Origin of the sequence: Streptomyces sp. NPDC091649 (assembly GCF_044756785.1) — a bacterium.
Lineage (GTDB): Bacteria > Actinomycetota > Actinomycetes > Streptomycetales > Streptomycetaceae > Streptomyces.
In genome coordinates, this window is record NZ_JBIVTR010000001.1 from 502,541 (window position 1) to 528,338 (window position 25,798).

At 73.3% G+C, this 25,798-nt stretch carries 27 protein-coding genes and 1 pseudogene; 13 read left to right on the top strand and 15 right to left on the bottom strand.

Features of this window, described 5'->3' with window-relative positions; all coding sequences use genetic code 11:
- Positions 1-5: 5 nt before the first annotated feature.
- Together ACIQMU_RS02150 and ACIQMU_RS02155 are read left to right on the top strand one after the other, a co-directional pair.
- Positions 6-947, top strand: a complete 942-nt coding sequence (locus ACIQMU_RS02150; RefSeq protein WP_352238167.1) for an amino acid ABC transporter permease — start codon at positions 6-8, stop codon at positions 945-947.
- The gene (locus ACIQMU_RS02155) at positions 944-1,708 is read left to right on the top strand and encodes an amino acid ABC transporter ATP-binding protein (protein WP_352238166.1); all 765 of its coding nucleotides are present in this window, start codon (positions 944-946) and stop codon (positions 1,706-1,708) included. The genes ACIQMU_RS02150 and ACIQMU_RS02155 overlap by 4 nt, the downstream gene beginning before the upstream one ends.
- Positions 1,709-2,046: 338 nt before the next feature.
- Here ACIQMU_RS02155 and ACIQMU_RS02160 read toward each other — a convergent pair whose 3' ends face one another.
- Positions 2,047-2,808: a class I SAM-dependent methyltransferase gene (locus ACIQMU_RS02160; protein WP_352238165.1), complete on the bottom strand. Its 762-nt coding sequence runs from the start codon at positions 2,806-2,808 to the stop codon at positions 2,047-2,049.
- A gap of 106 nt (positions 2,809-2,914) precedes the next feature.
- On the opposite strand from ACIQMU_RS02160, the gene ACIQMU_RS02165 reads away from it, so the two are divergent.
- On the top strand, positions 2,915-3,535 hold the full coding sequence (locus ACIQMU_RS02165; RefSeq protein ID WP_352238164.1) for a CGNR zinc finger domain-containing protein: 621 nt from the start codon (positions 2,915-2,917) through the stop codon (positions 3,533-3,535).
- On the opposite strand, the gene sodX is transcribed toward ACIQMU_RS02165, so the two are convergent.
- Positions 3,448-3,876, bottom strand: coding sequence for a nickel-type superoxide dismutase maturation protease (sodX, locus tag ACIQMU_RS02170; protein WP_352238163.1), 429 nt, complete (start codon positions 3,874-3,876; stop codon positions 3,448-3,450). The genes ACIQMU_RS02165 and sodX overlap by 88 nt on opposite strands.
- Before the next feature lie 179 nt (positions 3,877-4,055).
- Between sodX and sodN the strand changes: the two genes are divergently transcribed.
- Entirely contained in the window at positions 4,056-4,451 is a 396-nt protein-coding gene (sodN, locus tag ACIQMU_RS02175; RefSeq protein WP_096626899.1) for a superoxide dismutase, Ni, read from the top strand.
- Between the two features lie 7 nt (positions 4,452-4,458).
- On the opposite strand, the pseudogene ACIQMU_RS02180 reads toward sodN, so the two are convergent.
- Positions 4,459-4,803, bottom strand: a pseudogene (locus ACIQMU_RS02180) (tyrosine-type recombinase/integrase); the annotation flags it as partial.
- Positions 4,804-5,002: 199 nt separating this feature from the next.
- Entirely contained in the window at positions 5,003-5,338 is a 336-nt protein-coding gene (locus ACIQMU_RS02185) for an EthD domain-containing protein (RefSeq protein ID WP_352238162.1), read from the bottom strand.
- A 64-nt stretch (positions 5,339-5,402) separates the two neighbouring features.
- Here ACIQMU_RS02185 and ACIQMU_RS02190 point away from each other — a divergent pair, with 64 nt between their 5' ends.
- The 7 genes from ACIQMU_RS02190 to ACIQMU_RS02220 all read left to right on the top strand — a co-directional run bounded on the left by ACIQMU_RS02190 (position 5,403) and on the right by ACIQMU_RS02220 (position 13,076).
- Positions 5,403-5,777 (top strand): MerR family transcriptional regulator, encoded by a 375-nt coding sequence (locus ACIQMU_RS02190; protein WP_352238161.1) that lies wholly within the window; start codon positions 5,403-5,405, stop codon positions 5,775-5,777.
- Positions 5,778-6,269: 492 nt separating this feature from the next.
- A complete protein-coding gene (locus tag ACIQMU_RS02195; protein ID WP_402688064.1) occupies positions 6,270-7,346 on the top strand; it encodes an alpha/beta hydrolase in 1,077 nt (358 codons plus the stop codon).
- A gap of 4 nt (positions 7,347-7,350) precedes the next feature.
- Positions 7,351-8,523 (top strand): acyltransferase, encoded by a 1,173-nt coding sequence (locus ACIQMU_RS02200; protein WP_352238553.1) that lies wholly within the window; start codon positions 7,351-7,353, stop codon positions 8,521-8,523.
- 28 nt (positions 8,524-8,551) lie between these two features.
- Positions 8,552-9,922 (top strand): sensor histidine kinase, encoded by a 1,371-nt coding sequence (locus ACIQMU_RS02205; protein WP_352238552.1) that lies wholly within the window; start codon positions 8,552-8,554, stop codon positions 9,920-9,922.
- Entirely contained in the window at positions 9,919-10,593 is a 675-nt protein-coding gene (locus ACIQMU_RS02210; protein WP_352238159.1) for a response regulator transcription factor, read from the top strand. Before ACIQMU_RS02205 ends, ACIQMU_RS02210 begins: the two co-directional genes overlap by 4 nt.
- A gap of 54 nt (positions 10,594-10,647) precedes the next feature.
- Complete coding sequence (locus tag ACIQMU_RS02215) at positions 10,648-11,880, top strand: DUF1266 domain-containing protein (RefSeq protein WP_402688239.1); 1,233 nt, start codon at positions 10,648-10,650, stop codon at positions 11,878-11,880.
- Positions 11,877-13,076, top strand: coding sequence for a DUF1266 domain-containing protein (locus ACIQMU_RS02220; RefSeq protein ID WP_352238157.1), 1,200 nt, complete (start codon positions 11,877-11,879; stop codon positions 13,074-13,076). The genes ACIQMU_RS02215 and ACIQMU_RS02220 overlap by 4 nt, the downstream gene beginning before the upstream one ends.
- A gap of 122 nt (positions 13,077-13,198) precedes the next feature.
- On the opposite strand, the gene ACIQMU_RS02225 is transcribed toward ACIQMU_RS02220, so the two are convergent.
- From ACIQMU_RS02225 to ACIQMU_RS02245, 5 genes are all read right to left on the bottom strand, one after another.
- Entirely contained in the window at positions 13,199-14,080 is an 882-nt protein-coding gene (locus tag ACIQMU_RS02225; RefSeq protein WP_352238156.1) for an SDR family oxidoreductase, read from the bottom strand.
- On the bottom strand, positions 14,077-14,454 hold the full coding sequence (locus tag ACIQMU_RS02230; RefSeq protein WP_352238155.1) for a DUF952 domain-containing protein: 378 nt from the start codon (positions 14,452-14,454) through the stop codon (positions 14,077-14,079). The genes ACIQMU_RS02225 and ACIQMU_RS02230 overlap by 4 nt, the downstream gene beginning before the upstream one ends.
- A gap of 34 nt (positions 14,455-14,488) precedes the next feature.
- Positions 14,489-16,108 (bottom strand): choice-of-anchor A family protein, encoded by a 1,620-nt coding sequence (locus ACIQMU_RS02235; protein WP_402688065.1) that lies wholly within the window; start codon positions 16,106-16,108, stop codon positions 14,489-14,491.
- A gap of 115 nt (positions 16,109-16,223) precedes the next feature.
- Positions 16,224-17,219, bottom strand: a complete 996-nt coding sequence (locus ACIQMU_RS02240; RefSeq protein ID WP_352238153.1) for an NAD-dependent epimerase/dehydratase family protein — start codon at positions 17,217-17,219, stop codon at positions 16,224-16,226.
- A gap of 94 nt (positions 17,220-17,313) precedes the next feature.
- Positions 17,314-18,267, bottom strand: coding sequence for a LysR family transcriptional regulator (locus ACIQMU_RS02245; RefSeq protein ID WP_352238152.1), 954 nt, complete (start codon positions 18,265-18,267; stop codon positions 17,314-17,316).
- 258 nt (positions 18,268-18,525) lie between these two features.
- Between ACIQMU_RS02245 and snpA the strand changes: the two genes are divergently transcribed.
- A complete protein-coding gene (gene snpA, locus ACIQMU_RS02250; RefSeq protein WP_352238151.1) occupies positions 18,526-19,182 on the top strand; it encodes a snapalysin in 657 nt (218 codons plus the stop codon).
- Between the two features lie 171 nt (positions 19,183-19,353).
- Here snpA and ACIQMU_RS02255 read toward each other — a convergent pair whose 3' ends face one another.
- The 6 genes from ACIQMU_RS02255 to ACIQMU_RS02280 all read right to left on the bottom strand — a co-directional run bounded on the left by ACIQMU_RS02255 (position 19,354) and on the right by ACIQMU_RS02280 (position 25,088).
- Positions 19,354-19,710, bottom strand: a complete 357-nt coding sequence (locus ACIQMU_RS02255) for a GntR family transcriptional regulator (RefSeq protein WP_352238150.1) — start codon at positions 19,708-19,710, stop codon at positions 19,354-19,356.
- Positions 19,711-19,712: 2 nt separating this feature from the next.
- Positions 19,713-20,678 carry a DUF1648 domain-containing protein gene (locus tag ACIQMU_RS02260; RefSeq protein ID WP_352238149.1) on the bottom strand — a complete coding sequence of 322 codons (966 nt, stop codon included), beginning with the start codon at positions 20,676-20,678 and terminating at the stop codon, positions 19,713-19,715.
- 429 nt (positions 20,679-21,107) lie between these two features.
- Positions 21,108-21,791: a DUF6304 family protein gene (locus tag ACIQMU_RS02265; RefSeq protein WP_352238148.1), complete on the bottom strand. Its 684-nt coding sequence runs from the start codon at positions 21,789-21,791 to the stop codon at positions 21,108-21,110.
- Positions 21,788-22,444, bottom strand: a complete 657-nt coding sequence (locus ACIQMU_RS02270; protein ID WP_352238147.1) for a GNAT family N-acetyltransferase — start codon at positions 22,442-22,444, stop codon at positions 21,788-21,790. Before ACIQMU_RS02270 ends, ACIQMU_RS02265 begins: the two co-directional genes overlap by 4 nt.
- A gap of 102 nt (positions 22,445-22,546) precedes the next feature.
- Positions 22,547-23,590 carry a family 2 encapsulin nanocompartment cargo protein polyprenyl transferase gene (locus ACIQMU_RS02275; protein WP_402688066.1) on the bottom strand — a complete coding sequence of 348 codons (1,044 nt, stop codon included), beginning with the start codon at positions 23,588-23,590 and terminating at the stop codon, positions 22,547-22,549.
- 91 nt (positions 23,591-23,681) lie between these two features.
- Positions 23,682-25,088, bottom strand: coding sequence for a family 2B encapsulin nanocompartment shell protein (locus ACIQMU_RS02280; protein WP_352238145.1), 1,407 nt, complete (start codon positions 25,086-25,088; stop codon positions 23,682-23,684).
- A gap of 175 nt (positions 25,089-25,263) precedes the next feature.
- Here ACIQMU_RS02280 and ACIQMU_RS02285 point away from each other — a divergent pair, with 175 nt between their 5' ends.
- Positions 25,264-25,710: an Rrf2 family transcriptional regulator gene (locus tag ACIQMU_RS02285; protein WP_352238144.1), complete on the top strand. Its 447-nt coding sequence runs from the start codon at positions 25,264-25,266 to the stop codon at positions 25,708-25,710.
- The last annotated feature ends 88 nt before the right edge of the window (positions 25,711-25,798 follow it).

Here is a 25,798-nt window from a genome sequence, read left to right on the forward strand (position 1 = left end):
CACCTGTGACTGACATCAAGAAGACGGGTCCGACCGGCACACCACCGGCGCCGGCGGCCGGACCCGAGGCGATCACGGCCATCCCGGTCCGCCACTACGGGCGCTACGTGTCGGCGGTCATCGCCATCGGCCTGCTGGCGTCCATCGTCTACGCGTTCTCCCAGGGCCAGATCAACTGGGGCGCCGTACCCGACTACTTCTTCGACGACCGGATCATCCGGGGCGTGGGCCAGACCCTGCTGCTGACCGTCCTGTCGATGGCCATCGGCATCGTCGGCGGCGTCCTGCTCGCGGTGATGCGCCTGTCGAAGAACCCGGTGACCGCGTCGATCGCGTGGTCGTACATCTGGTTCTTCCGGGGCACCCCGGTCCTGGTCCAGCTCTTCGTCTGGTTCAACCTGGGCCTGGTCTTCGAGTACATCAACCTCGGGCCGGTCTACAAGGACGAGTGGTCGTCCTTCATGACCCCCCTGCTGACCGCCCTCCTGGGGCTCGGCCTCAACGAGGCCGCGTACATGGCGGAGATCTGCCGCGCCGGCCTGCTGTCGGTCGACGAGGGCCAGACCGAGGCGTCGCACGCGCTGGGCATGAGCCACAGCAAGACGCTGCGCCGGGTGGTCATCCCGCAGGCGATGCGCGTCATCGTGCCGCCGACGGGCAACGAGGTCATCAACATGCTCAAGACGACCTCGCTGGTGGCCGCCGTGCAGTTCACCGAACTGTTCCGGTACGCCCAGGACATCGGGCAGAACTCCGGCGCCCCCGTGGAGATGTACTTCCTCGCCGCGTCCTGGTACCTGATCATGACCTCGGTGCTGAGCGTGGGCCAGTACTACCTGGAGCGCCACTACGCACGCGGTTCCAGCCGGAGCCTGCCGCAGACACCGGTCCAGAAGATCAGGGCCACCGTGCTGTCCCTGGGCCGCCCCAAGGGAGGCATGGCATGACGACCCCCATGGTGAAGGCCGAGGGCGTCCACAAGTCCTTCGGCTCCGCGCACATCCTCAAGGGCATCGACCTGGAGGTCGCCCCGCGTGAGGTGTCCTGCCTGATCGGTCCGTCCGGGTCCGGCAAGTCGACCTTCCTGCGGTGCATCAACCACCTGGAGAAGATCAACGCCGGCCGGCTCTCCGTCGACGGCGGGCTGGTGGGCTACCGGCAGAAGGGCGACAAGCTCTACGAACTCAAGGACAGCGAGGTCGCCCTCCAGCGCCGTGACATCGGCATGGTCTTCCAGCGCTTCAACCTGTTCCCGCACATGACGGCGATCGAGAACGTCATGGAGGCCCCGGTCCAGGTCAAGGGCGAGGCCAGGGCCGTGGCCCGGGCCCGCGCCGAGAAACTGCTGGACCGGGTGGGCCTCGCCGACAAGGCGAGGAACTACCCCTCCCAGCTCTCCGGCGGGCAGCAGCAGCGGGTGGCGATCGCCCGCGCGCTGGCCATGGAGCCCAAGCTGATGCTCTTCGACGAGCCGACCTCGGCGCTCGACCCGGAGCTGGTGGGCGATGTCCTGGACGTCATGCGCGGGCTGGCCGAGGACGGCATGACGATGATCGTCGTCACCCACGAGATGGGCTTCGCCCGCGAGGTGGGCGACGCGCTGGTCTTCATGGACGACGGCATGGTGGTCGAATCCGGCCACCCGCGCGACGTGCTGACCAACCCCCAGCACGACCGGACGAAGTCGTTCCTGTCCAAGGTGCTGTAGGGCGGCCGATGCGCCCCGGGCCGGCCGGCCCGGGGCGCATTCCTGCTTACCGGCCGGGCCTCCGGGCGGCCGGCGGGCCGGACACGCCTCCGCCCGGACCTCCGGATGGCCGGACCCCGGATGGCCGGACCTCCGAATGGCCGGCGGGCCGGCGCCTCCGTCCGTCCCGACGGCTCCGTCCGTCCCGACGGCTCCGTCCGTCCCGGCGCCTCCGTCCGTCCCGACAGCTCCGTCGCGGGAGCGGCCGTCCGGGAGGACGCCGAAGGCCCCCGGGACCGCACCAGGGACCACGGGAGACCGGCGGCACGGCGGTTTCCGCACCGCCTTGCGCCAGGGGCCTACTTCACGGCGAGCACGAGCGCGTCCGAGGGGGACGCCCAGACGGCACGGGCCTCACCGAAGCCGGAGGCCAGCAGGGTGCGCGCGTGCCAGTCGGCGGAGGGCATGTCACCGTCCGCGTGCTCGCCGAAGAGGGCGAACCGCTCGGCGGTGGGTGCGGCCAGGACCGGGTCCTTCGCCGCGACGGCCCACCACTCCGCCCAGTCCAGCGCCCCGGCGGCCTTGGCCCGGTCCATCGCGGCGTGCCGGTGGGCGCGTTCGGCCGCGTTGATCCGGGGCGTGCCGGTGTCGATCATGCGGTCGGCGTTCATGAACACCCCGCCGTCCCGGACGAGGCCGCCGATCCGCCCGTAGAGCGCGGTGAGCGGGTCACGGTGCAGCCAGTGCAGGGCGGTGGAGGTGAGGACGGCGTCGTACGAGGCGTGGGGCAGCCGGGCGGTCCAGTCGGGGTCCTTGAGGTCGGCGGTGACGAAGGCGACCCGGTCGTCGCCCTCGAAGGTGCCGCGGGCGATGGCCAGGAGCGCGGGGTCCAGATCGACGCCGGTGCTCGTCGCGTTCGGGAACCGCTCGAGGAGCCGGCCCGTGATACTTCCCGTACCGCAGGCGAGGTCGAGCACCCGCGCTTCCGGTCCCACGACCGCCTCGACCATGTCCAGCATCACCCGGAACCGCTCCTCGCGGTCGGGCATGTACCACTCCTGCTGCCGGTCCCAGCTCTCCTGCCAGGACTGCCAGTCGGTGCCCGTAGCCGTCTCCGTCACGTCAACCTCCACGTAATACCCGCGTGCGCGTAATGCCCATAACTGCCAATCGACCATTACACTGGCCGACACCCCTGACTCTAGACCCGCACCGTAAGGACTACAAGTGGAACTGGCCTATTACTCGGACTACGCCGTGCGCCTGGTCAACACCGAGGAGCCGGCCCGCAACAAGGACGCACTCACCTCGGTCGAGGCGGTCCGGGAGCTGTTCGGCGCCAATCAGCAGGCGGCGCGGCGTACGACGGATGCGGACGTGACCCGGTTCCGTTCCGTGCGGGCGCGGCTGCGCGCGGTCTTCGAGGCGGCGGACGGCGACGACGAGACGCTCGCGGTCGACCTGCTGAACTCGCTGCTGCTGGAGTTCCCGGTGAGCCCGCAGATCTCGGGACACGACGTACGCGACGAGGACGGCAGGCCGGACTGGCACATGCACCTGGCCGACCACCCGTCGAACGCGACCGCCGGCTACGCCGCCATCGCGGCGATGGGGCTGGCCTTCCACCTCACCGAGCACGGCGTGGACCGCCTCGGCCTGTGCGAGGCACTCCCCTGCCGCAACGCCTACCTGGACACCTCCACCAACCGCTCCAGGCGCTACTGCTCGGACCGCTGCGCGACCCGCGCGAACGTCGCCGCCTACCGGGCCCGCAAGCGCGAGGAGGCGGAACGCACCGGCCGCAGCGCGGAGACCGCCCAGCCCAGCACCGCCGACAGCGACCGCTGACCCTTCGCCAGGGGCCGGTAGCGGGCCCGCACCCGGGCCAGCACCAGCTCCTCCGGCACGGTCCCGTAGTCGGTGCTGTCCCCGCCCGCGAAGGTGTTGTCGCCCCGCACCCACCAGCCGCCGGGCCGCCGCTCGGTGGCGCGCTTGACCACCAGCAGGTCCTGCTGGAAGGGGTGCCGCAGGATCACCACGTCACCGGGGCGCACGAGCGCCCCGTACTGCACGAGCAGCAGGTCCCCCTGGTAGAGCGTGGGCACCATCGAGGGCCCCGTCACCTCCACCACTCGCAGCGGACGCCGCGTCACCCGCGCGCCTCCGGACACCTGTCGCCGCTCCGGCATCTCCCGGCCCTCCTCCAGCACATCGTGTGCACATCGCCCCGCGTACCGCTCCGTACATTCGGCCAACGGCCCGATTCTCACCCCGGACTTTTGACCTAAGCCCCTGGGGCAGCCGCGGAAAGCGGCGCTCCACGGAGTAATGTCCCACCTGAGAAGACGATCACGAGGAGGACAGCTCCATGCTTTCCCGCCTGTTTGCCCCCAAGGTGAAGGTCAGCGCCCACTGCGACCTGCCCTGCGGCGTGTACGACCCGGCCCAGGCCCGCATCGAGGCCGAGTCGGTCAAGGCCGTCCAGGAGAAGTACCAGGCCAACGAGGACGCGGACTTCCGCACGCGCGCCGTCCTGATCAAGGAACAGCGCGCCGAGCTCGCGAAGCACCATGTCTCGGTGCTCTGGAGCGACTACTTCAAGCCCCCGCACTTCGAGAAGTTCCCGGAGCTGCACCAGCTCATCAACGACACCCTGAAGGCGCTCTCCGCGGCCAAGGGCTCGAACGACCCGAAGACGGGCCAGAAGGCCCTGGACCTCATCGCCGAGGTCGACAGGATCTTCTGGGAGACCAAGAAGGCTTGATCTCTGGTTAGGCCGTCTGACCTGCGGTTTCGCTGGTCATGTCGCCTACCGGTCCGCACCCGGTCCGCAGGCCGCCGAGAACGGCGTCCATCACGGACCGGGTGCGGTCTTCTTCGCCCGGCCACAGGTGCGCGTAGATCCGCAGCGTGATGACGGCGGACGCGTGGCCGAGGACCATCTGGACCTGCTTGACGCTCGCCCCGCCCGCGATGAGCGCGGAGGCGTAGAAGTGCCGCAGGTCGTGGGTCACCATGTGCGGCAGCTCGGCGGGTTTGCGGCCCTCACGCCCGGCCGCCTCGCCCTCCGCCGCCTGAAGCGCCTTGCGGGCACAGTTCCACTCGGTCTTCCACCGGCCGGTAGCTATCGCCACCGTCGAGGTCGCCGCAGCGGGCCCACCCTTTGCCGTTGGGGCGCTTCTGATCGGGTGCGTCGTTGACCGATGCGCCGCGGGCCCGGGCATGTCGACGATGTGACGGGCGCCGCTGACGCCGACGTGTACGCGGGGCCCGGCCGTAAGAGCTGAGCCGGCGTCCGTCAGTCGAGCCGGTCCGTCAGATGACCTTCCTCTCCTGGGTGACCATCACGGCCACTGAGCCCATGTCGATGAAGCGTGCTTCGTCGGGGTTGACCAGCGTCCGGTAGTTCTCGGAGGCGAAGAAGGCGTCATGGTCCTCCCAGTCCTCGAACCAGATTTCCGTCAGGCCGTCGTAGGCCCGGGGCGGGTAGTTCTCGGCGGGGACCGGGTGGGACACGGTGTACTTGCGCACGTAGCTTTCCGCCTCCGGGATGGAGGTGAACAGCGGCGCGTGCCGGTCCCGGTGGTGCTCGACGAAACGCTCGTACGACATTCCCTCGATACGGTTGATCATGAAGATGAGCTTCAGCATGGAGTTAACCTAAAAGCTCACATCAATGTCAGGGGCAAGTCGGTCAGGAGCATGGGGGGTCGGCATGCGGATCGGTGACCTGTCCGCCCGGACGGGAGCCAGCCGTCGGTCGCTGCGCTACTACGAGGAGCAGGGCCTGCTCGTCAGCTCCCGTTCGCCCAGCGGACAGCGCCACTACGAGGACGAGCACGTCCAGCGGGTGCGCCTCGTGCGGGCGTTTCTGGCGGCGGGCATGTCCAGTGGCACCATTGCCGAGATGGCGCCCTGCATGGCCGAGCCGAATGAGGACCGGGCACGGCAGGCTCTGGAGATCATGGGCCACGAGCGGGCCCGGCTGTCTGAGGCCATCGACGGCCTCGCCGCCGCCAGGGACGCGCTGGACGGCCTCATCGCGGACAACCACGCGTACCTGGCACGGTCGGCGGAGGACGGTTCGTGACCTGGGGACGTTCGAATCAGCGCGCGGGCCGGAGAAGACGCGGCAACGCGAGGCAGGCGTCGACCCGTACGTGACCCCGCTCGCCCCGTGCTTGCCCTTCCACGTCATCGCCGACGACTTGGGATCTCCTCGGCTTCGAGGCCATTGACGGCCACCACGCCGGCTGATCGCGGGTCTGCGGCGCCGAGTGGCGGACGCCCTGGGGGCCCTGTGCGGACCGGATGGCGGCCCTGGCCGGTGGTCGGCCTCCTCCCCCTCGGGTGAGACCGAAGCACCCGGTCCGAGCGGTGTGCTCCCCCGCGCGGTACACGCCCCGCCCGTCACCGCGACGCCGGGCCGCACCGGCCGGGACGCGCCCCGCGGGCCCCGCGCTGTCATACCTGAGAGCCATCCCGCGGGTGCGCTCTCCAGCGGGACGCCGACTACGGCTGCTCGTCCATAACTTCTGTACCGGAAGCACGAATTGCCCCCGGTACGGAAGGACCCCGCCTCATGCCCGACCGCCCGTCCGGACCCCGTCGGCGCAGATCCGGCTCGCGCGGGCCCCGCCTGCGCCGGGCCCTGCTCGCCGCCCTCGTCACCTGTGCGGTGGCGGTGCCGGTGTCCGGGGCGGCCCGCCCCGCCGCCGTGCCCGCCCCAGCGCCGACCGTCCTCGGGCCGCTGCGGGACGCGAGTCCGGCGGAGCTCGCCCGGCGGTACGCGGTGAGCCGGCAGGACATCCGGGCGGCCGGACGGGCGGCGGAGGAGCACGGCGACCGCAGGCGGGCGGCCTCGCTGCGGGTGATGGCCGCGCCGGGCCGGCAGTTCCTCGCCTTCGACGGGCGGGGCGGCGGCCGGAGCACGGAGGTCGTCGGGGAGCTGGCCACGGCCCGGCACATCGCGGTGCTGGTGCCCGGTGCGGGCGTGGGTCTGGACGCGTACGGGCGGCTGCGGCGCGGTGCGGCGGCGCTGGGACGGGAGTTGGGCGAGGGCGCGGCGGTGGTCGCGTGGCTCGGCTACCGCTCGCCCGCCACCGTCGGCCCGGCCGTTCTGACCACCGGGCGGGCCGACGGGGCGGCGCCGGACCTGCGCGCGCTGGTGGACGGGCTGCGCGCGGTGCGGCCCGCCGCCCGGATCAGCCTGCTGTGCCACTCCTACGGTTCGGTGGTCTGCGCCCGGTCCGCGCGGGGGACGGCGGCCGACGCCCTGGTCCTCTACGGCAGCCCCGGGGTCGGATTCCCGGATGCCGCCTCGCTGCGCACCGGGGCACGGGTGTGGGCGGGCCGGAGCGGCGGGGACTGGATCGCCCGGGTGCCCCATGTGCGGGTGCGGGTGCCGTTCGTCGCGACCGTCGGTTTCGGGACCGATCCGGTGGCGGACCGGTTCGGTGCCGAGGTGTTCGACGCGGGCGACGGCGGCCACAGCGACTACCTGCTGCCCGGGTCCCGTTCCCTGACGCGGCTGGCACGGATCGTGGCCGGCGCGCAACCGTCGGAGGCGGGCGGTGCGCCGGAGGGCCGCCGCGCCCCGTCGGCGGACGGCCGTGCCCCGGAGTCCGGCCGCACTTCTTCGGAGGTCTCCCGTGGTTGAGGTCCTGCGTGGACGGGTCGCCCGGATCGAGGCCGCCACCCCGCCCGGCCGGGACCGGGCCGTCGACGCCCTGCGGGCCCTGGCGATCCTCGGCGTGGTGGTCGGGCACTGGCTGGTGACCGCACTGGTCACCGACAGCGGCACGGTGCGCGGGGCCAGCCCGCTGACCTACCTGCCGCACCTCACTCCGGTCTCCTGGGTGTTCCAGACCCTCGCGGTGTTCTTCCTGGTCGGCGGGCAGGTGGCGGCGGGGAGTTGGGCCTCGGCCCGGCGGCGGGGCGTGCCGTACGGGCCATGGGTGGGCGGTCGGCTGGCACGCCTGTTCCGGCCGGTGGCGGCGGTGCTGGTGGTGTGGGCGCTCGCGGCGGGGGTGATGCTGGCGGCCGGGGTGGGCGAGCCGACGGTCCGTGCGCTGGGCAAGCTGGTCTGGTCGCCGCTGTGGTTCTTGCTGGTCTTCGCCGCGCTGACCGCGCTGACTCCGCTGGTGGCCCGGCTGCACCCGTTGTGGCCGGTCGTGGTGGTGCTGCACGTCGACCTCGTACGCCTGGGTCTCGGCGGTCCCTCCGAGCTGGGGTGGATCAACGTGGTCGCGGGCTGGCTGGTGCCCTACTGCCTGGGGGCGCTGGTGGCCCGGGGCGGCATGTGCGGCCGGACGGGCGGTTGGGCGCTGCTGCTCGGCGGGGGCGCTGCGGCCGTCGCTCTCGTGCTGTGGGCCGGGTACCCGGCGGCCATGGTCGGAGTTCCGGGCGGCCGGATGTCCAATCTGGATCCGCCGAGCCTGGCCGCCGTGGCGTTCGGCCTGGCGCAGTGCGGGGCGGCGCTGCTGCTGATCGGCCCGCTGCGCCGGGTGCTGCGGAGGCCCGCGGTGTGGGCGGTGGTCGCGGTGGTGAACCTGTCGGCGATGACCGTCTTCCTGTGGCACCAGACCGCGATGATCATCGTCACGGCGAGTGCGTCGGTGCTGTCGGCCGATCCGTTGCCGGGGCTGCACACCCTGCCCGACGGTCCCGGCTGGGTGGCGGCCCGGCTGCTCTGGCTGCCGGTGTTCGCCCTGGCCCTGCTGGTGTGCCGGTCGGCGTTTCGGGGTTACGAGCAGGGCGGGCGGCGTACCGGCGGCGGTTCGGCCGTCGTACGCACGTCCTCCCCCGGGCGGAGGGGGCACACGCGTCGTGCCTAGTCTGAGCGGCAGTGGAGCCGAGGGGGCGGTGGGGACGGTGACGTCATCGAGGGCGGAGCGCCTGCGGGCGGCGGCGAGCCGTGCGCCGCGCGCCCTGTACGAGGAGCTGTGGGCCGCGCCCGCCGACCGCGTGCCGCGCATGGGGGAGCCGGGCTCGCCGGTGTGGCGGCCGGTGTTCCTGGTGCTGCTGGTGATCACCGCGGTCGGCCTCATGGTGATCCGTACCAACGAACTCGTGCCGCACGGGGGCACGGTCTACCTGTTCGCGGTGCTGGCGGCCGGCGCGCAGTCGGCGGCGCTGGTGGCCGGGATGATCCGGCCCGTGGGCGCCTGGTGGTCGGCGACCGCGCTGTCGGTGGTGACGGTGGTGGTCACCGAGTCCACCGCGCCCGCGGAGGGCTCGTACCCCCCGTGGATTCCCGCGGTCTTCCCCATGAGCCCGGAGTTGTTGTACCCCCCTCCGTTCGCCGGAGTGGCTCTGCAGGGCGGGGCCCTGTTCCTGCTGGCGCTGCGGGTCCGGCCCCGACGCGCGGTGGCCGCACTGGGGATCACGACGGGGGTGGCGCTGCCGCTGGCCCTGTACGCGCCTGGGCTGCCGCATCTCGCCCCCCTGGTGCCGGCGCTCGTGTTCGTCACCGCTGTGGTGCTCGGGATCGCGCTCCGCAGCGTGCGTCTCGCCCGTAAGGACCTCGTCGTCCAGGTCGAGCTGACGGCGGAGGAACGGGCCCGGCGCACGCTTCTGGAGGAGCGCAACCGGATCGCCCGCGAGCTGCACGACGTGGTCGCGCATCACATGTCGGTGATCTCCATCCAGGCCCAGGTCGCCCCGCACCTGGTGGAGCACCCGAGCGATGAGCTGAGGGAGAATCTGACCGGCATCCGCCAGAACGCTCTCGAAGCCCTGGCCGAGTTGCGCCGGGTGCTGGGCGTCCTCCGCTCGGAGGACGCGCCCGCGCCGAGCGCGCGTCATGCCCCGCAGCCCGGTCTCGACCGGCTCGACGAACTGGTGGCCACCGTGCGCTCCACCGGCCTCGCCGTCAGCGTCTCCACCACCGGCGGGCCCCGCCCGCTGTCCCCCGGCGTCGAACTGTCCGCGTACCGCATCGTGCAGGAGGCGCTGAGCAACGTGATGCGCCACGCGCCCGGTGCGAGCGCCCGGGTGGAGATCGCCCACCGGTCCCCCGGACTGACCGTGCGAGTCGTCAACTCCCCGCCGGACCGGCCCGCCGCCCCCTCGCCCGGGGTACGCCACGGTCTGCTGGGGATGCGCGAACGCACCGCGATGCTCGGCGGCGAACTCGCCACCGGGCCGACGCCCGACGGCGGCTGGGAGGTCACCGCGATCCTGCCCGCCGGCGTCACCGCAGCCGCCCCCACCCCTACCGAGGACGTTCCATGACACCGCCCATCCGCGCCGTGATCGCCGACGACCAGATGATGGTCCGCCAGGGCTTCACGGTCCTGTTGAACGCCGAGCCGGGCATCGAGGTCGTCGGGCAGGCCGTCAACGGGCTCGACGCGATCGCCAAGGTCGCCGAACTCGCCCCGGATGTCGTGCTGATGGACATCCGGATGCCGGAGATGGGCGGCATCGAGGCGACGCGCCGGATCACCTCCCCCGAGGGCTCGGCGGTGAAGGTCCTCGTACTGACCACCTTCGACCTCGACGAGTACGTCTACGAGGCCCTGCGCGCGGGCGCCTCGGGCTTCCTCCTGAAGGACGCGTCGGCCGAAGAACTCGCCCACGCGGTACGGGTCGTGGCGGCCGGCGACGCACTGCTCTCCCCGAACATCACCAAGCGGCTGATCGTGGAGTTCTCCCGGACGGCCGGTGCCCCGCGCCCGCCGCTCCAGGCGCGGATCGGGGAGCTGACGGAGCGTGAGACGGAGGTGCTGACGCTGATCGCGGGCGGCCTGTCGAACGCGGAGATCTCCCGGGAGCTCATCGTGGCGGAGCAGACGGTGAAGTCCCATGTGGGCCGAATTCTGGTCAAGTTGGGCGTCCGCGACCGGACGCAGGCGGCGGTGTTCGCGTACGAGTCGGGGCTGGTGCGCCCGGCCGGGCTCTGACCTCCCGGCCCCGGCGCACGGCCGGTTCCGTAGGATCGGCCCGTGACGACGGGGATGACAGCGGGGACGACGACGGGGCCTGCGGGAAACGGGACAGGTCCCGGGGGAAACGGGGCGGGGCCGGGCGGGACCGGCGGACAGCGGGGGCACGCCGCTCCCACCGAGGTCGAACGCGAACTGTCGGCGGCGCTCGCGGTCGGCGGCACGGAAGCGGTGTTCGACGTGCTCGCGCGCACCCGGCTGTACGTGCTCGTCCCCCGGCTGCACGCGGACATCCCGGACTGGACGGCCCCGCTGCCCACGTTCCGGGACGGGGCGAGCCGGCGGATCTGCGTGCCGGTGCTGACCCCGGGCCTGCTGCCGCCCTGGCACCCGGAGTGGGTGTTCCGCGCGGTCGGCCTCGGTGAACTCGCCCGGATCTGGCCGTACGACGCACGCCGCCTCGCCGTGAACCACGGCACCCCGTTCGCCGCTCTCGTCGACGCCGGGCCCCGGCGGCTGCGGGCCTGGCGGGCGGCCGACGCCCGGTCCGGCGGGGCGTGCGAGGGGCGGCTGCTCACCGATGCCGACGGGCCCCTGCACGGGCCGCTCGCCCGGGGGCTGGCCCTCGGGGCCCACCTCTCGGTCCACAACGGCCTGGTCTGGAACCGGCTGGGCGCGGCCTACCAGGACTACGCGAGCGACCGGGACCGGCTGCGCAGCCCCTGGGGTATCCAACACCGGGCGGAGTACCGCGACCGGCTGGACTCCCTGATGAAGAACCGGCTGGTGGGCCGGGTGCAGGAGGCCGTGCTGCGCGGCCGGCACACCCTGGCCGCCCGGCTGGGCCGCACGCCAACGCGTGCGGAGTGGTCCGAGGCGGTGGACCGGGCGTTCACCGCGCGCGACGCCGGGGACCGGGCGGAGGCGCACCGGGCGCTGCACCGTTTCATCCGGTACGAGGAGTGGTTCCGGGCCGACGGGGTCCTCGCCCCGGGCCGGCGGGTCGACACGCTCGCGGCCTTCGACCTGGGGCGGGCGGTCAATGTCGTACGGCTCGCGCTGGGCGCCCGGTACACCGAACCGCGGGAGGCCGAGCAGGACGTGCTGCGCCTCGCCGGACTGGCCCGGGACGCCTACTCCTCCTGGGAGGACTTCTCCCTCGGCTATCTGCTGGCCCGCTTGGTGCACGGCGACGACGAGGACGGCACACCCGGCGAGGAACTGACGTACCGGCAGTCGCTGGCCCAGCACCGCGCCCTCACCCAGGCCCCCGCCGGCCCCTACCGGAACATCACCTGGTCATGAACCCGAACCCGCCCGCCCCGCCGTCGGCCGGCGGGGCACCGGCCTCCTGGGCGCCGGCTCCCTGGATTCCGCCGTCCGAGACCGAGCAGCTCCTCCACGAGGCGGCGCTGCGCGGTGACGTACGGGCCCAACTGGCGGCGCTGGCCGGGGCCGAGCTGTACATCCCGGCCCCGCGCGCGGAGGTGGACGCTGATCCGGAGACGGTCACCTGGCGCGCGCACCACGATCCGGCCGGCTTCGTCTGCCGGCCGGTCCTCACCCGGGGAATGCTGCCCGCGTGGCATCCGGACTGGGTCTTCCACGGGGTCTCGCTGCGGTGGGTCGCCCGGTTCGGCTGGTCCGATCCTCGGGTGCTGCTGGGAGTGAACGTGGGGACGCCCGGCCAGTTGCTGCTGCCCACCGCCCCGCCGGACCTGGCGCTGTGGCAGCGCGCGTACGCGGAGAACGACCGCCCGTCCGGCAACCGGCTCCTCGCGCTGCGCCACGGCGCGCTGCACGGGCCGCTGGCGTACGGGCTGGCCTGCGGGGTCCATCTCGCGATCGGCAACGCCGTGCCGTGGAACGAGGTCGGCACCCTCTACCGGGAGTACGTCAAGGAGCGCGAGCTGCTCCGCGAGTCCTGGGGCATCACCGGCCACGAGGAGTGGCGCGCCCAACTGGACGCGCTGCTGGACGCCCGCAACAGCCCGCCGGAGCCGGACTTCGCGCTGCGTGCCCGCGAGCAGTTGGCGGCGGGGCTCGGCGAGCCGCCCTCGGCCGATCTGTGGCGGGAGACCGCCGCCGGTCACGCCCAGGACCTCGGGGCCGACGCGGGCACGGTCAAGGGCATCGAGGATCTGGTGCGCCGGATCATGCGGTACGAGGCCCGGTTCCGCGCGGACGGGCTGCTGCCGCCGGACGGCCGGGTGCGCACGACGGTCGCCTACGACTACGGGCGGGCGGTGAACCTGGCGCGCTGGGGGCTGTCGGCGCGCTTCTGCGGCCCGGCCGAAGCGGAGCAGGCGATCGTGTACGCCGGGGCGCTGAGCAAATCGGCGCACCGCTCCTGGGAGGAGTACTCGGCGGGGTACGCGCTGGGGCGGGTGCTGCGCTTCGACGAGGAGGAGTACGGGCCGTTCTACGAACAGAACGTCCTCGCCCACCGTCTGCTGACGGAGAGCGAGGGCAGTCCGTGGCGTCACATCCCGTGGCGGTGAGGTGGCGCCGACGCGACCGGGGCGGGAGCCGGGCGGCCCGCCCCGCCGGCGGGGCGGGGAGGGCAGCGGGGCGGGGGCGCGGTCCGCGTCGTTCAGCCGCCCGGCAGCGCGGTCCGCGTCGTTCAGCCGCCCGGCAGCAGGTGGCGGTAGCTGTCCGGGTTCTCGACCAGGAACTGGGCGAGGCTCTGCGCCGGGTGCCCGGTGAGCGTGGGGACCGCGTCGGAGACCGCGGCCAGTTCGCCGTTGGCGATGGCCTCGTACGAGGTGACCCAGCCGGCCACCTCCCAGTCCTCGGCCCCGTAGCCGGCCCGGGAGGCGTATGCCTCCGCTCGCGTCTCGGGGACGTAGACGACGGGGCGCCCGGTGACCCGGCTCAGCTCCTCGGCCGCCTCGGCGAGGGTGAACGCCTCGGGCCCGGTGAGGTCGTAGATCCGGTCGTCGTGGTCCGTGCCCTCGTCCAGCAGCACGGCCGCCGCGGCGTCGGCGATGTCGTCGTGGGCGACGGCGGCCACCCGTCCGTCGCCGCCCGGTCCGCGCAGCACACCGTCGGTCCCGGTCATCGCGGGCAGCCCCGCCAGATACCAGTTGTCGCGCAGGACGGTGTGGCGCACCTCGGCCGTACGGATGTGGGCCTCGGTGTCCCAGTGGTCGCGGGCGAAGGTGAACGTGGCGTCGGGGGCGGCTCCCTGGAAGGACACGTACACGATCCGTTCCACGCCCGCCGCCACGGCGGCGTCGATCGCCGTGGTGTGCTGGCGGACCCGGTCGGGGCTTTCGTGGGCGGAGACCAGGAACAGGGTGTGCGCCCCGTCGAGGGCCCGCCGCATGGCCTCCCCGTCGCCGTAGGGGGCGGCGGGCGCGCGGTCGGCGCCGGGCAGGTCGGGCAGTCGGGCGGGGTCGCGGCCGAGGAGCCGTACGGGTACGCCGGTCCGGGCGAGCCGCCGCGCGACCCGGCCGCCGACCGCTCCGCTCGCTCCGGTCACCGCGGTGAGGGGGCCGATCACTGGGATTCGTCTTCCTCTCGTCGATCGTTCGTGGGGCCGGCGCCGGTCGTCACCGGCCCGAGGGGCCGCACCTCCACGACCGCGTCCACCGGGAGCGGTCCGTACAGGTGCGGGAATTCCTCGCCACCGGGCTTCATCGCCTCGTACCGGACGGGGTCCACCAGGCGGCCGGGGTCGACGACCAGGACCACGAGGTCCCGGTCGCCGTCCCCGTACAGCATCCGTGCCACACCGGGGAGCTGGTGGGGCAGCGAGAGGTGGATGAAGCCCTCCTCCTGGAGGGTGCGGCCGCGGGTGGACATCTCGTACGTCCCTGACCCGCGGGCCGCCTCCCACAGAGGCGCTTCGGCGAGGTGCAGCAGCGGTTCGGTCATCGGACCACGCTAGCCCTCCTTGCCGGAGGCCGTACTAGAAGGTGCGGCGGCGAGCCCGGCGCGTGGCCACGAGGACGGTGCCGCCTGCGGCCACCAGCGCCGCCGCGATGGACCCGATGATCCATTCGCCGCCCCGGGAGCCGGTGTCGGGCAGCTCACCCGGGTGGCTCGGCGAGTGCGTGGGGTGCGGCGTGTGACCGGTGGGGCTCGGGGCGGGGTCGGTGGGGGAGGGCGTCGGGTCGGTGGGGGTCGGCGTCGGATCGGTCGGGGTCGGAGTCGGGTCCGTGGGCGTCGGCGTCGGGTCCGTGGGCGTGGGCGTGGGATCCGTCGGGGTCGGCGTCGGGTCCGTGGGCGTCGGTGTCGGGTCCGTGGGCGTGGGCGTGGGATCCGTCGGCGTGGGCGTCGGATCCGTCGGCGTCGGCGTCGGATCCGTCGGCGTCGGCGTCGGCGTCGGGTCCGTGGGCGTGGGCGTGGGATCCGTCGGCGTGGGCGTCGGATCCGTCGGCGTCGGCGTCGGCGTCGGGTCCGTGGGCGTGGGCGTGGGATCCGTCGGGGTCGGCGTCGGGTCCGTGGGCGTCGGCGTGGGGTCGGGTGTGCAGCTCGGCAGGTCGCCGTCGAAGGGGTAAGCGTGGATCTCCTGGCCGCCCGAAGCGCCCGCCGACGTGTGGGTGAGCGAACCCGCCGTGTAGAAACGGCCGTTGGTGCCGCTCATGCTGAGCACGGTGGTGCTCGTCGGCTGGCCGACCAGCACACTGCCCTCGAACTGGGCCGGGCCGGTCAGCGACAGGTCGGTGGCGTCCGGGAAGTTCCACAGGAGGTGCTCGCGGAGCCCCTCGTTGGGGAAGGACCCCATGAACGTGGCGACGCTGCGAGTGTCGCCGTAGACGTTGACCAGGACGGTCGCACCCTCGGGGATGCCGTTGAACACGAACCCCGTGTTGCCGCCCGTCTCCGACTCCAGGTCCGCGTCCACGTCGAAGATCTGGATCGCGGACGCGCCGTCTCCGGTGAACGTCATGACGTCACCGGTCCGCTGCCACGTGCCCGTCGCCTCCCGGTGCTCGTCGCCGTCGTACGCGTAGCAGTGGCTGGCCTCGGTGAGCTGCGGGCGCAACTCGGTGTACGGGGCGGCAGCGTCCGGGTCGAACCGGGGGGCCGTGGTGGGGTTCACCGTGCCGGTGAGCTCACCCGCGTACGCGACGCGGCCGGAGTGCGTGCCCTCCTCGGCGAGGAGGCGCTCGCCCTCGGCGATGGTGACGTCCCCGCCGGCCGTCAGGTAGTCGGAGCCGTCCGGCGGCGGCACCCGTGAACCGACGCCCGCGATGCCGACGTTGTAGACCTGCGACACCCCGTCGCGCTTGTCCATGTCGAACCGGCCGAGGGTGACGACCTTCCCCTCCGCCTCCGCCGCCGCTTCGCGGACCAGGAAGTCGCCGCCGACGTAGACGTTGATGTTGCTGTCGAAGTTGGTGACCGGCCCGTTGTTGGGGTCGTTCCAGCTGGGCGGGCAGGAGCTGCCGAGGCAGGGTCCCAGTCCGCCCGGCAGCGGATCGGCACCCGCGGCCGGGGCCAGCACGCCCACCATCGCCGCGGCCGTCGCCACTGTCACTGCTGCCCGGATTGCGTTGCCGCGCCTGCGCGCCTTCAGTTCCATGCCGCGCAATATGCATGGTTAACACTTCGTCATTTTGTATGACACGCCGCTCTTGCCCGGTTACGTAGCCCTATAGAGGGTTCCTTCGTCGCGACACGCACACGGGAGCGGTGCGTCAGAGAGCCAGCAGCTTCGCCTCCAGTCGGGGGTCGAGGCCGACCGGCGGGCGGTCGGGGCGTCGGGGCGCCGTGCCGCCCAGGGTGCACAGCCAGGTCCAGGTGTCCGCGACGGTCTCCCCGACCGGGCGGCAGCGCAGCCCGGTGGCGTACGCCTTGGCGTGGCCGCCCCGGTACAACGTGTCGTACAGCTCGCCCGGGGGCAGCCAGATCGGCAGGTCGCTCCAGGGTTCGACTCCTGCGGCCAGCAGAACCTCCGGCTCCATCCAGCGCAGTTCGGCGTCGGACCCGGTGGCCGCCACGCAGGCCGCGAGCAGTTCGCCCATGGTCGTGTGACCGGGGCGGCCGACGGTGTTGTACGCGCCGTCCAGCCCGCCCGCCGCCGCGTCCAGGATCCACTCCGCCAGGTCCCGGGCGTCGATGTACTGGAGCTCCGCCTCGGGGCTGCCCGGGGCGATCACGGGACCGCCCCGGGCGATCCGCGACAGCCACCAGGGCAGCCTGCCGATGTTCTCCCCGGGGCCGATGATCAGCCCCGCCCTGGCCAGCAGGGCCCGGTCCCCGAAGGCGTCGAGGACGGCCAGCTCACCGCCGCGCTTGGCCCGGTCGTACGGCACGTCCCCGTCGTCGGGCGAGGCACCGGTCACGAGCGGGCCGTCCTCGTCGAGCCCGGGGGCGGCGGGATGGGCGTACACCGAGCGGCTGGAGACGTACGTGCAGTGCCCGGCCCGCCCGGAGAGCAGGCGGGCCGCGTCCCGGACGGCGGCGGGCGCACCGCTCCAGGTGTCGACGACCAGGTCCCAGTCCCGCCCGTCCGCCGCCAGCGCCGCGAGGCCCTCCGCGCCCGCCGTCCGGTCCCCGGTCAGCACGCTCGCACCGGGCGGGGGCGCGTGGCGGCCGCGGTGGAACACCGTGACCTCCCACCCCCTCGCCAGGGCCGCGTCGGTGACGGCCCGCCCGACGAATTCGGTACCGCCCAGCATCAGAAGCCTCATACGACGACCCTGCCCGGCGGAAGGGGGCGGGGGAACACGTCCACGCTGTCAGCAGAACCGGGAACTCCGCCGCGCGGGCGGGGGAGGCGATGGGTCAGCGGGTCCGGGCCAGCGGCGAGCGGTGGCGCAGCAGCCACTCGTGGTAGCCGCTCGCCCGTCGCGCCGCGTCCCGGTAGGCGTCCTCCAACTGCCCGTACACCACCGCGACATCCGCCCCCGGCCGGGAGACCAACAGGAGCCGCACCGCGAGCGGGTCCCCCAGCAGCGGGCGGATCACCATGTCGTCGCGCGGGCCGGACGTCGGCTGACAGGGGGCGACGGCCTCGCCGAGCACGACGAGGGAGGCGGCGGTGAGGTAGTCGCCGTGCAGGACCGGCGGATTCAGTCCGGCGGCGCCGAGCACGCGGCGCACCCCGTCCCACTCGCCGTCCACCGTCGGATCGACCATCCACGGATCGCCCGCCAGGTCCCCGAGCTCCACCACACGGCGGCGGGCGGCCGGGTGGTCCCGGGAGAGCGAGATGAACTGCGGCTCCCGCTCGACGAGTACGCGCTGGTCCAGGCCCTCCGGGAGCGCCAGCGGGCAGCCCTCCACCTCGTGCACGAAGGCGACGTCCAGGCGGCCGGCCTCGACCGAGCGCAGCAGCGCGTGGGCGGAGACGTCGACCCGCAGGGAGATGTCGGTGCCGGGCAGGGCGACCCGCAGCCGGCGCAGCCAGCCGCCGATGACCCGGCTCGCGGTGGAGCCGATACGCAGCCGGGACCCGAGGGGGCGGGCGGCCTCGGCCTCCGCCAGCGCCTCGGCGACCAGGTCGCTCATGCCGTCGACGAGGGGGCGGGCCCGGTTCAGGACGGCCCGGCCCAGGGAGGTCGGCCGGCAGCCGGTCCGTTCACGGCGGAACAGCTCGGCGCCGAGCGCGTTCTCGATCCGCCGCAGCTGGGTGGTCAGGGAGGGCTGGCTCACGCCGAGGCGCCGGGCCGCCTGATGCAGGCTGCCGGCGTCGGCGATGGCGCACAGCGCCCTGAGGTGCCTCACCTCCAGCTCCATGCAGCGGAGACTATGACCGCGGTCCGCCGCGCACCAGACGTCGCAACCCCACCAAACAGCTTCATTTCACCGGGTGTTGGTCAGACGGACGCCTCCCGGGGGTTCTCCCCGGCAACGGGCGATAGGGCGGCCCTATCCCCGGTTGGCATCATCCCCGGCGGCTGTCGGCTCCACCACACTCTCCCCGTACCGCCCCCACGCCGGCCCCCACCGGGCACCCCCACGGCGTGGGTTCATCGGACAGGCAGGAGACCCCCCATGAGACACCTCAGGACCACCTTCGCCGCCGCCCTCGCCGGGCTGGGCCTGGTCGCGGCAGTGGGCGCCGCGCCCTCGGCCGCCGCCGCACCGGCCCCCGCCGCGCCCTCCTCTTCCTCCACCATCGCGGCGTACACCGGGTCGAGCGAGAACGCCGCGGCCAACCGGGCCTTCCACGAAGCGGTCATGAAGTCGGTCGCCGAGAAGCGGGCCGCCAACCCGGGCGCGCTGGCGGTCACCGTCACCTACAACGCGTCCAGCGCCCCGAGCTTCCGCAGCCAGATAGCCCGCAGCACCCAGATCTGGAACAGCTCGGTCTCCAACGTCCGGCTCCAGGAGGGCTCGAACGCCGACTTCCGGTACTACGAGGGCAACGACTCCCGGGGCTCGTACGCCAGCACCGACGGGCACGGTCGCGGCTACATCTTCCTGGACTACCGGCAGAACCAGCAGTACAACTCGACCCGGGTCACCACGCACGAGACCGGACACGTGCTCGGCCTGCCGGACAACTACTCCGGCCCGTGCAGCCAGTTGATGTCCGGCGGCGGCCCCGGCCCGTCCTGCACCAACGCGATCCCGGACTCCAACGAGCGGGCCCGGGTGAACCAGCTGTGGCGGTACGGCCTGTCCGCGTTCGCCCACTCCGCCTCCTGACACCGGGACGCACACCGGCGCCAGCGGTGCCGTACGAGCGGCGGCGGCCGGGCGCACGGCGCGACGGAGGACCGTTCCGCGGGCGGAACGGTCCTCCGCTCGGTGCGCGCGACGCCCGACCTCCCGAGCGCCGGGCTCTCGTGTGCCGTGCACCTGTGAGCGGTGCGGCTGTCAGGGGTGGAGTTCGCTGCGGACGAGGGTGAGCAGTTCGTCCTCGGTCATGCCCAGGTCGCGGGCGTCCGCGACCACTTCGCGGACCCGCTCCAGGAGCCGCGCCCGCTGCGGCGAGGCACCCGCGGTGATCGCCGCGCCCCGGCCCCGGCGGAGTTCGATGAGCCCTTCCTCGCGCAGCCGCTGGTAGCCGCGCAGCACGGTGTGGACGTTCACGCCGAGGGATTCGGCGAGCGTCCGGGCGGCGGGCAGGCGCTCACCCGGGGCCACCGCGCCCTCGGCGACCGCACGCCGGACCGAGGCGGCGATCTGGTCCCCCAGCGGAACGGTGGAGGTCGGGTCGACACGGAACAGCATGGTCAGCGCCCCGCCCGCTGCCGGTCGAGCAGCGTGTTGAGCAGGGCCGCGCCGGTCGCCGAGTCGTCGACGGTGACGGCGAACTCCCGGCCGCTGGTCAGGCTGATGACGATGGCCTCACCGGAGCGCGTGATCACACCGCTGCGCTCGGGGCGGATGCGGTAGCCCCATCCGCCGTACTCGGAAAGGGCGTTGACGCGACGACTGTCCGCTCCCTCCATCCGCTCCAGCGGCACCCGCACCCGGGGCCGGGGCAGCAGTCCCGAGACGGTGAGGCCCCGTCGGTCCACGGTCACGTGGGGGCGGCAGAAGGCGGCCGCCGCCAAGGCGAGGAGGAGCAGCGGCGTCCCGATGAACCAGCTCTGCTCCCGGCCGACGACGACACCGGCCGCCAGGAACAGCAGCACGGCGACCGGCGGCCACCACGCGCCGACCCCGCGCACCCAGCCGGCCACCTCGCCGTCCGCCAGAGCGATCCGCGCCCGGTCGGCCGGGTCATGACGGGGGGCCTCGGGTGCGGGCACCAGCCGGGACAGCGCCATCCCGACGGCACCGGCCACGACGGCCGCGCCGAGAGCCGCCGCGAGGTGCCGGAGCGGGAAGCCCTCGGCCGGGCCGCCTCCCGGGACGTCGACGTTGACGAGGAGTACCGCGATCAGCAGGTACCCGAGGAACGCGGCGATGGCGAAGCCCCCGGCGTGGAGCCACCGGTGGGCGCGTCCGTAGACCTTGCCGTTGACCGCGACCAAGGCCCACAGAGCGCCGAGCACCAGCAGGACGGGCCCCAGCGCGAGGAGGTAGGCGGCGTGGCCGACGTACCGGTCGGGATGTCCGCCGGCGTCGAAGTGGGCGGCCAGCCGGTCGGGCAGACGGTCCTTGACGGTGACGTAGAGGACGAGGTCGATGAGGAGAGCGAGCATAAAGGGCAGGGCTGCGAGCGTGGCGCGGCCAAGGTTCTTACGTGTCATGGAAAACCTCCGTTGTTCGCATGCTAGTAGAACAATAGAGGGAGAGGCAACGGGATGACGCGCGTCCGCCCCGTACCGGGCGCGGTACGGGGCGGATACGAGGCGCTTTCGATTGCGGCAGGTGGCGGCGGGGGCTGGGGCGGAGGGCTGGGGTGAGGGGGGCGGACAAGGGTCGGAGCGGGCCGGGCCGGGGCGGCGCGGCGCGGCGCCGAGCGGCGGCAGTGCCGGGCTGCGGACCGGGCGGGCGTCCGGGAATGGGCGGGCGTCCGGGAATGGGCGGCAGCGCGCGCCGGCCGGGCCCGGCGCCGGACGGGCCCGGCCCTGACGGCTGCGCGCGCCGGACGGGCCCGGCTGGGCGACCGGCTCAGGCGGCCAGGTCAGGCGGCCGGGCCGGGCGACCGGCTCAGGCGACGGGCTCAGGCGGCCGGGCTAGGCGACCGGGTCGGGCGCGAGTTCGAGCGGGAAGGCTCCCCGGTGGCCGGTGCCCGCGCCGTCGGCCGGGCGCGCCTCGAACTCGCGGCAGCTCCAGATCTCCTGGACGAACCCGGACCGCCGGTCCCACAGGTCCAGGACGTCGTCCTCGCCCGCCGAGTCCCGATAGGCGTCCTTGGCTCCCCGGAAGCAGGCGAGACCGCCGGAGAGGCCCCGGCCCGGTGCCGGGAAGTAGTCGGAGAAGGCGCAGGCGATACAGCTCTGGATCCGGATGTCGTCCGGAAGGAGCCGCTGGACCGCGGCCAGGGCCATGGCGAAGTCACGCTCGGCGCGCGCCGATTCGTACACCGCGCCGTCCAGGTGGAGGGCGAGGTGGAGATCCGGGTCGACCCGGCGCAGGGAGAGCAGGCAGCTGAGCGTGGCGTGACGGAGCGTGCCCGCGACGAGGACGGGCAGCGGCAGGTCCCACTCCAGCACGCAGTCGGTCAGCGCCCCGTCCGCGAGGGCGAACATGCCGCTCTCCGGAGGGATGCCGGCGACCGGCGCCAGGTCGTCGAAGCTCTCGCCCTCGAAGTCGACCCCTCTGATCCGGATCCGGAGCCGCTGTCCGTCCGTGGTGAGAACGACGGCGTCGGAACCCTTGTTGTCCCGGTACCAGCCGGCCCACGACTCATCTGTCATGAGCAGGGACTGTAGCCCCTGCCCCGGACGGCTTCCGTACCACCCTCCGCCGACGTACGACCCGTCAGGGGCTCGCGCCACATGGGGTACATCCGCGGGCCGTCCGGAAGGTCGACGGCGCTGCCGAGGAAGCGGAACCCGAGCCGCTCGTACAGCGCGCGGCTCCGCGCGCTGCTGGCCTCCAGGTAGGCCGGCGTCCCCTCCCGGTCGCAGCGCTCCAGCTCCGCCCGGATCAGCTCCGCGCCGATGCCCTCTCCCTGGCGGCCCGGGGAGACGCCGATCATCAGCAGGTAGGCGTGCGCACGGTCGTGCGGGTGCACGGCCCCGGTCAGCCTGCCCACCAGTTCCCAGCGCTCGTTGTCAGGATCGACGGTCCGCGGCGTGGGGCCGGGCGCGGGGTCCTTCGCGCGGGGAGGGCCGGCGGGCACCGGCAGCCACAGGGCCACCGCGGCTCCGCCCTCGGCGATGTCGATACGTCCTTCGGCGAGGGCCATGTCGACGAAGACGCCGAGGAACCTGCCGTGCACCGCGCGCCGGTGCGCCTCTCCGGGGAACACCCAACTGCTGACCGGGTCGTCGTGGAACGCCTCCTCCATGACCGAGACGACCAGCTCCCGGTCACCCCGCTCCGCCCGCCGAATTCGCCTGCCCATGACCGGCTGCCGCCTCTCCACCGCTCCACTGCCGCACTGCTCCGCCGAACACACCCTCGGAATACTAGAGTTGAGCGGGCGTCTCCGGTCACACGAGGCGGGTCAGCTGCTCCTGCGGGTGACGAATTCGGCCAACGCCAGCAGGTCCCCCGCCGCGCTCGGATCGGGCACCGCCCGGGAGAGGTGGTGGACCGCGCGGGCCATCCGGTCGGCCGCGCAGACCTGGGCCCAGTCCCGGCCGCCGGCCCTGTCCACCGCGTCGGCGGCCCGGTTCACGTCGCCGGACGTGGTCATGGGCCCCCGGTAGAGCGCGGCCAGCTCGGCGGCGGCCGGGGTGCCGGAGGTGAGAGCGGCGACCACGGGCAGGGACTTCTTGTGGGCGGCCAGGTCGGCCCCGACGGGCTTGCCGGTGCGGTCCGGGTCGCCCCAGATGCCGATCAGGTCGTCGATGAGCTGGAACGAGAGTCCCGCCTCCCGCCCGAAGCCGTCCATCGCGCGGACCGCCCGGTCCTCCGCCCCGGCGCAGAGCGCTCCGAGCGCACAGGCGCAGCCCAGCAGGGCGCCGGTCTTGGCGGTCGCCATGGCGAGGCACTCGTCGAGCGTGACCTCGTCGGGGCCGCGCTCCTCGAAGGCGCAGTCCGCCTGCTGCCCCGCGCACAGTTCGATGACGCAGGAGGAGAGGCGGGCGGCGGCGCGGGCGGCGGCCGGGTGCGTGTCCTCGGCAAGCAGCCGCTGGGCGAGGGCGAGCAGGGCGTCGCCGGTGATGATGGCGTCCGGGACGCCGAAGACCGCCCAGGCGGTGGGCCGGTGCCGCCGGGTGGTGTCCTCGTCGATGACGTCGTCGTGGAGCAGGGTGAAGTTGTGGGCGAGCTCGACGGCGACGGCGGCCCGGACGGCGCGTTCCGGGTCGCCCCCCAGCGCTCGGGCGGCGGCCAGCACGAGGGCCGGCCTGATGGCCTTGCCCGCCTGCCCGGAGGCGGGGGTCCCGTCGGCGTTCTGCCAGCCGAAGTGGTAAATGGCGATCCGGCGTATGCCGCCGGGCAGCGACTCCACGGCCGACCGCAGATGCGGGTCGACGGCGGCGCGGGTGCGCTCCAGGAGCGCCGCGGCCTCGTGCCCTTCCGTCGCTGCGTCCGTACTGGTCATGGTCACGGTCACTCCCTGGGGCGAGGCGATGGGTGCGGGGCCCGGGGGCCCGGGTGGCCGAGGCCGCCCGGGCCCCCGGGGTGACTCGGGGTCAGCGCCAGCGGCTGACCTCGACGTTCTCCAGCACTCCGAGGGCGTCCGGCACCAGGATGGCGGCGGAGTAGTACGCCGTCACGAGGTAGGAGATGATCGCCTGCTCGTCGATCCCCATGAAGCGGACCGAGAGGCTCGGCTCGATCTCGTCCGGGATGCCGGTCTGCTGGAGGCCGATGACGCCCTGCTCGGCCTCGCCCGTCCTCATGCAGATGATGGAGGTGGTGCGGGCGTCGGTGACCGGGATCTTGTTGGACGGGAAGATCGGCACACCGCGCCAGGCGGGCACGTGGTGGCCGCCGATGTCGACGCTCTCCGGGACGAGTCCGCGCCGGTTGCACTCGCGTCCGAAGGCCGCGATGGCCTTCGGGTGGGCGAGGAAGAGCTTGGATCCGCGGCGGCGCGAGAGCAGCTCGTCCATGTCGTCCGGACTGGGCGCCCCGTCGTGCGGCTGGATCCGCTGCCCGTAGTCGCAGTTGTTGAGCAGGCCGAACTCCCTGTTGTTGATCAGCTCGTGCTCCTGGCGCTCGCGCAGCGCCTCGACCGTGAGCCGCAACTGCTGCTCGGTCTGGTTCATCGGCTGGTTGTAGAGGTCGGCGACCCGGCTGTGCACCTTCAGCACGGTCTGGGCGACGCTCAGTTCGTACTCGCGCGGCGCCGCGTCGTAGTCGACGAAGGTGTGCGGGACGACCGCCTCCCCCACATGGCCGGCGGAGAGGTCGATCGCCGCCTCGCCGTAGTGGTTGGTCCGCTGGTGCGGAATGGAGAGCAGACCCGCGAGGTGGCCCTGGAGCGATTCGGCGCGCTCCGCGAGGTTGTACACGTCGGCACGGCTCAGGGTGAGGAGCGTGCAGGGTGTGACCGCGCGGGCGGTGTACTCCCAGACGGCGTCGCCGTCGATCAGGCTCTGGTCGCCGAAGTACGCGCCGTCGGCGAGGACGCCGAGCTCCGTCTCGTCCCCGTAGGGCCCGGTTCCGACCTTCTCGACCTTGCCGTGCGCCAGCAGGAAGACCCGGTCCGCCGCGTCCCCCGAGGCGGCGAGCACCTCCCCCGCGGCCACGTCCCGCTGCTCGCACCGGCGGGCGAGTTCGGCGAGGACCTCGTCGTCGCCGAACTGCCGCAGGGCGGGCAGCTCCCCCAGTTCCGCGGGGATCACGGCCACCCGGTCCCCGGTCTGCACGAAGGTCACCCGGCCGTCGCCGACCGCATAGCTGAGCCGACGGTTCACCCGGTACGTACCGCCTTGCACCTGCACCCACGGCAGCATCTTCAGCAGCCACCGCGAGGTGATCTCCTGCATCTGCGGCGCGGATTTGGTGGTCGTCGCGAGGTTCCGCGCAGCCGCCGTCCCCAGACTCTGCTGCGGCGGCGCCTGCGTGTCGCGAACCTCTTCACCAACGGACATCTGACGTCCTTTCGATCATGGGCTGACCTGCGTGCAAAAGCCTTTCAGCAGGAGGCCCAGGCCGCCATTACACAAAAGAGTGCGACTAATCCGCCTTCGGGTGGGGCACGTTGCTCCCGTCGCCGGGCGGCACGCTTAATTTGCATCCCAGATGCCACTTACTTACGGTGGAGCCATGCGGCTGACGAGATTCACCGACGTGGCGCTCCGCGTCCTCATGCGACTCGCGGTCGCCGAGGGGCAGGAGGCGCCGACCACCCGCGAGGTGGCGGCCGCCATGCGGGTCCCGTACACGCACGCCGCGAAGGTCGTCGCCCGGCTCCAGCACCTCGGCCTCCTCGACGCCCGTCGCGGCCGGGGGGGCGGGCTCACCCTGACCTCGGCCGGCCGCTCCGCGTCGATCGGCTCGCTCGTGCGGGAGCTGGAGGGGCCGGAGGAGGTCGTCGAGTGCGAGGGCGACGCCCCCTGCCCGCTCCGCTCCGGCTGCCGGCTGCGCGGAGCGCTGCGCGAGGCCCGGGACGCCTTCTACGCCGCACTGGACCCGATCACCGTCACCGACCTCGTCGCCTCTCCCACCGGCCCGCTGCTCCTGGGCATCGGCAGCGGCCCGCCGCCCGACTGATCACCCCGCCCGACCGGCCCCACCCCGTTCCCACCCCGTTCCCGCCGCGTCCCCGCGTCCCCGCGGGTCCGGAGCGGGGCGGGCGAAC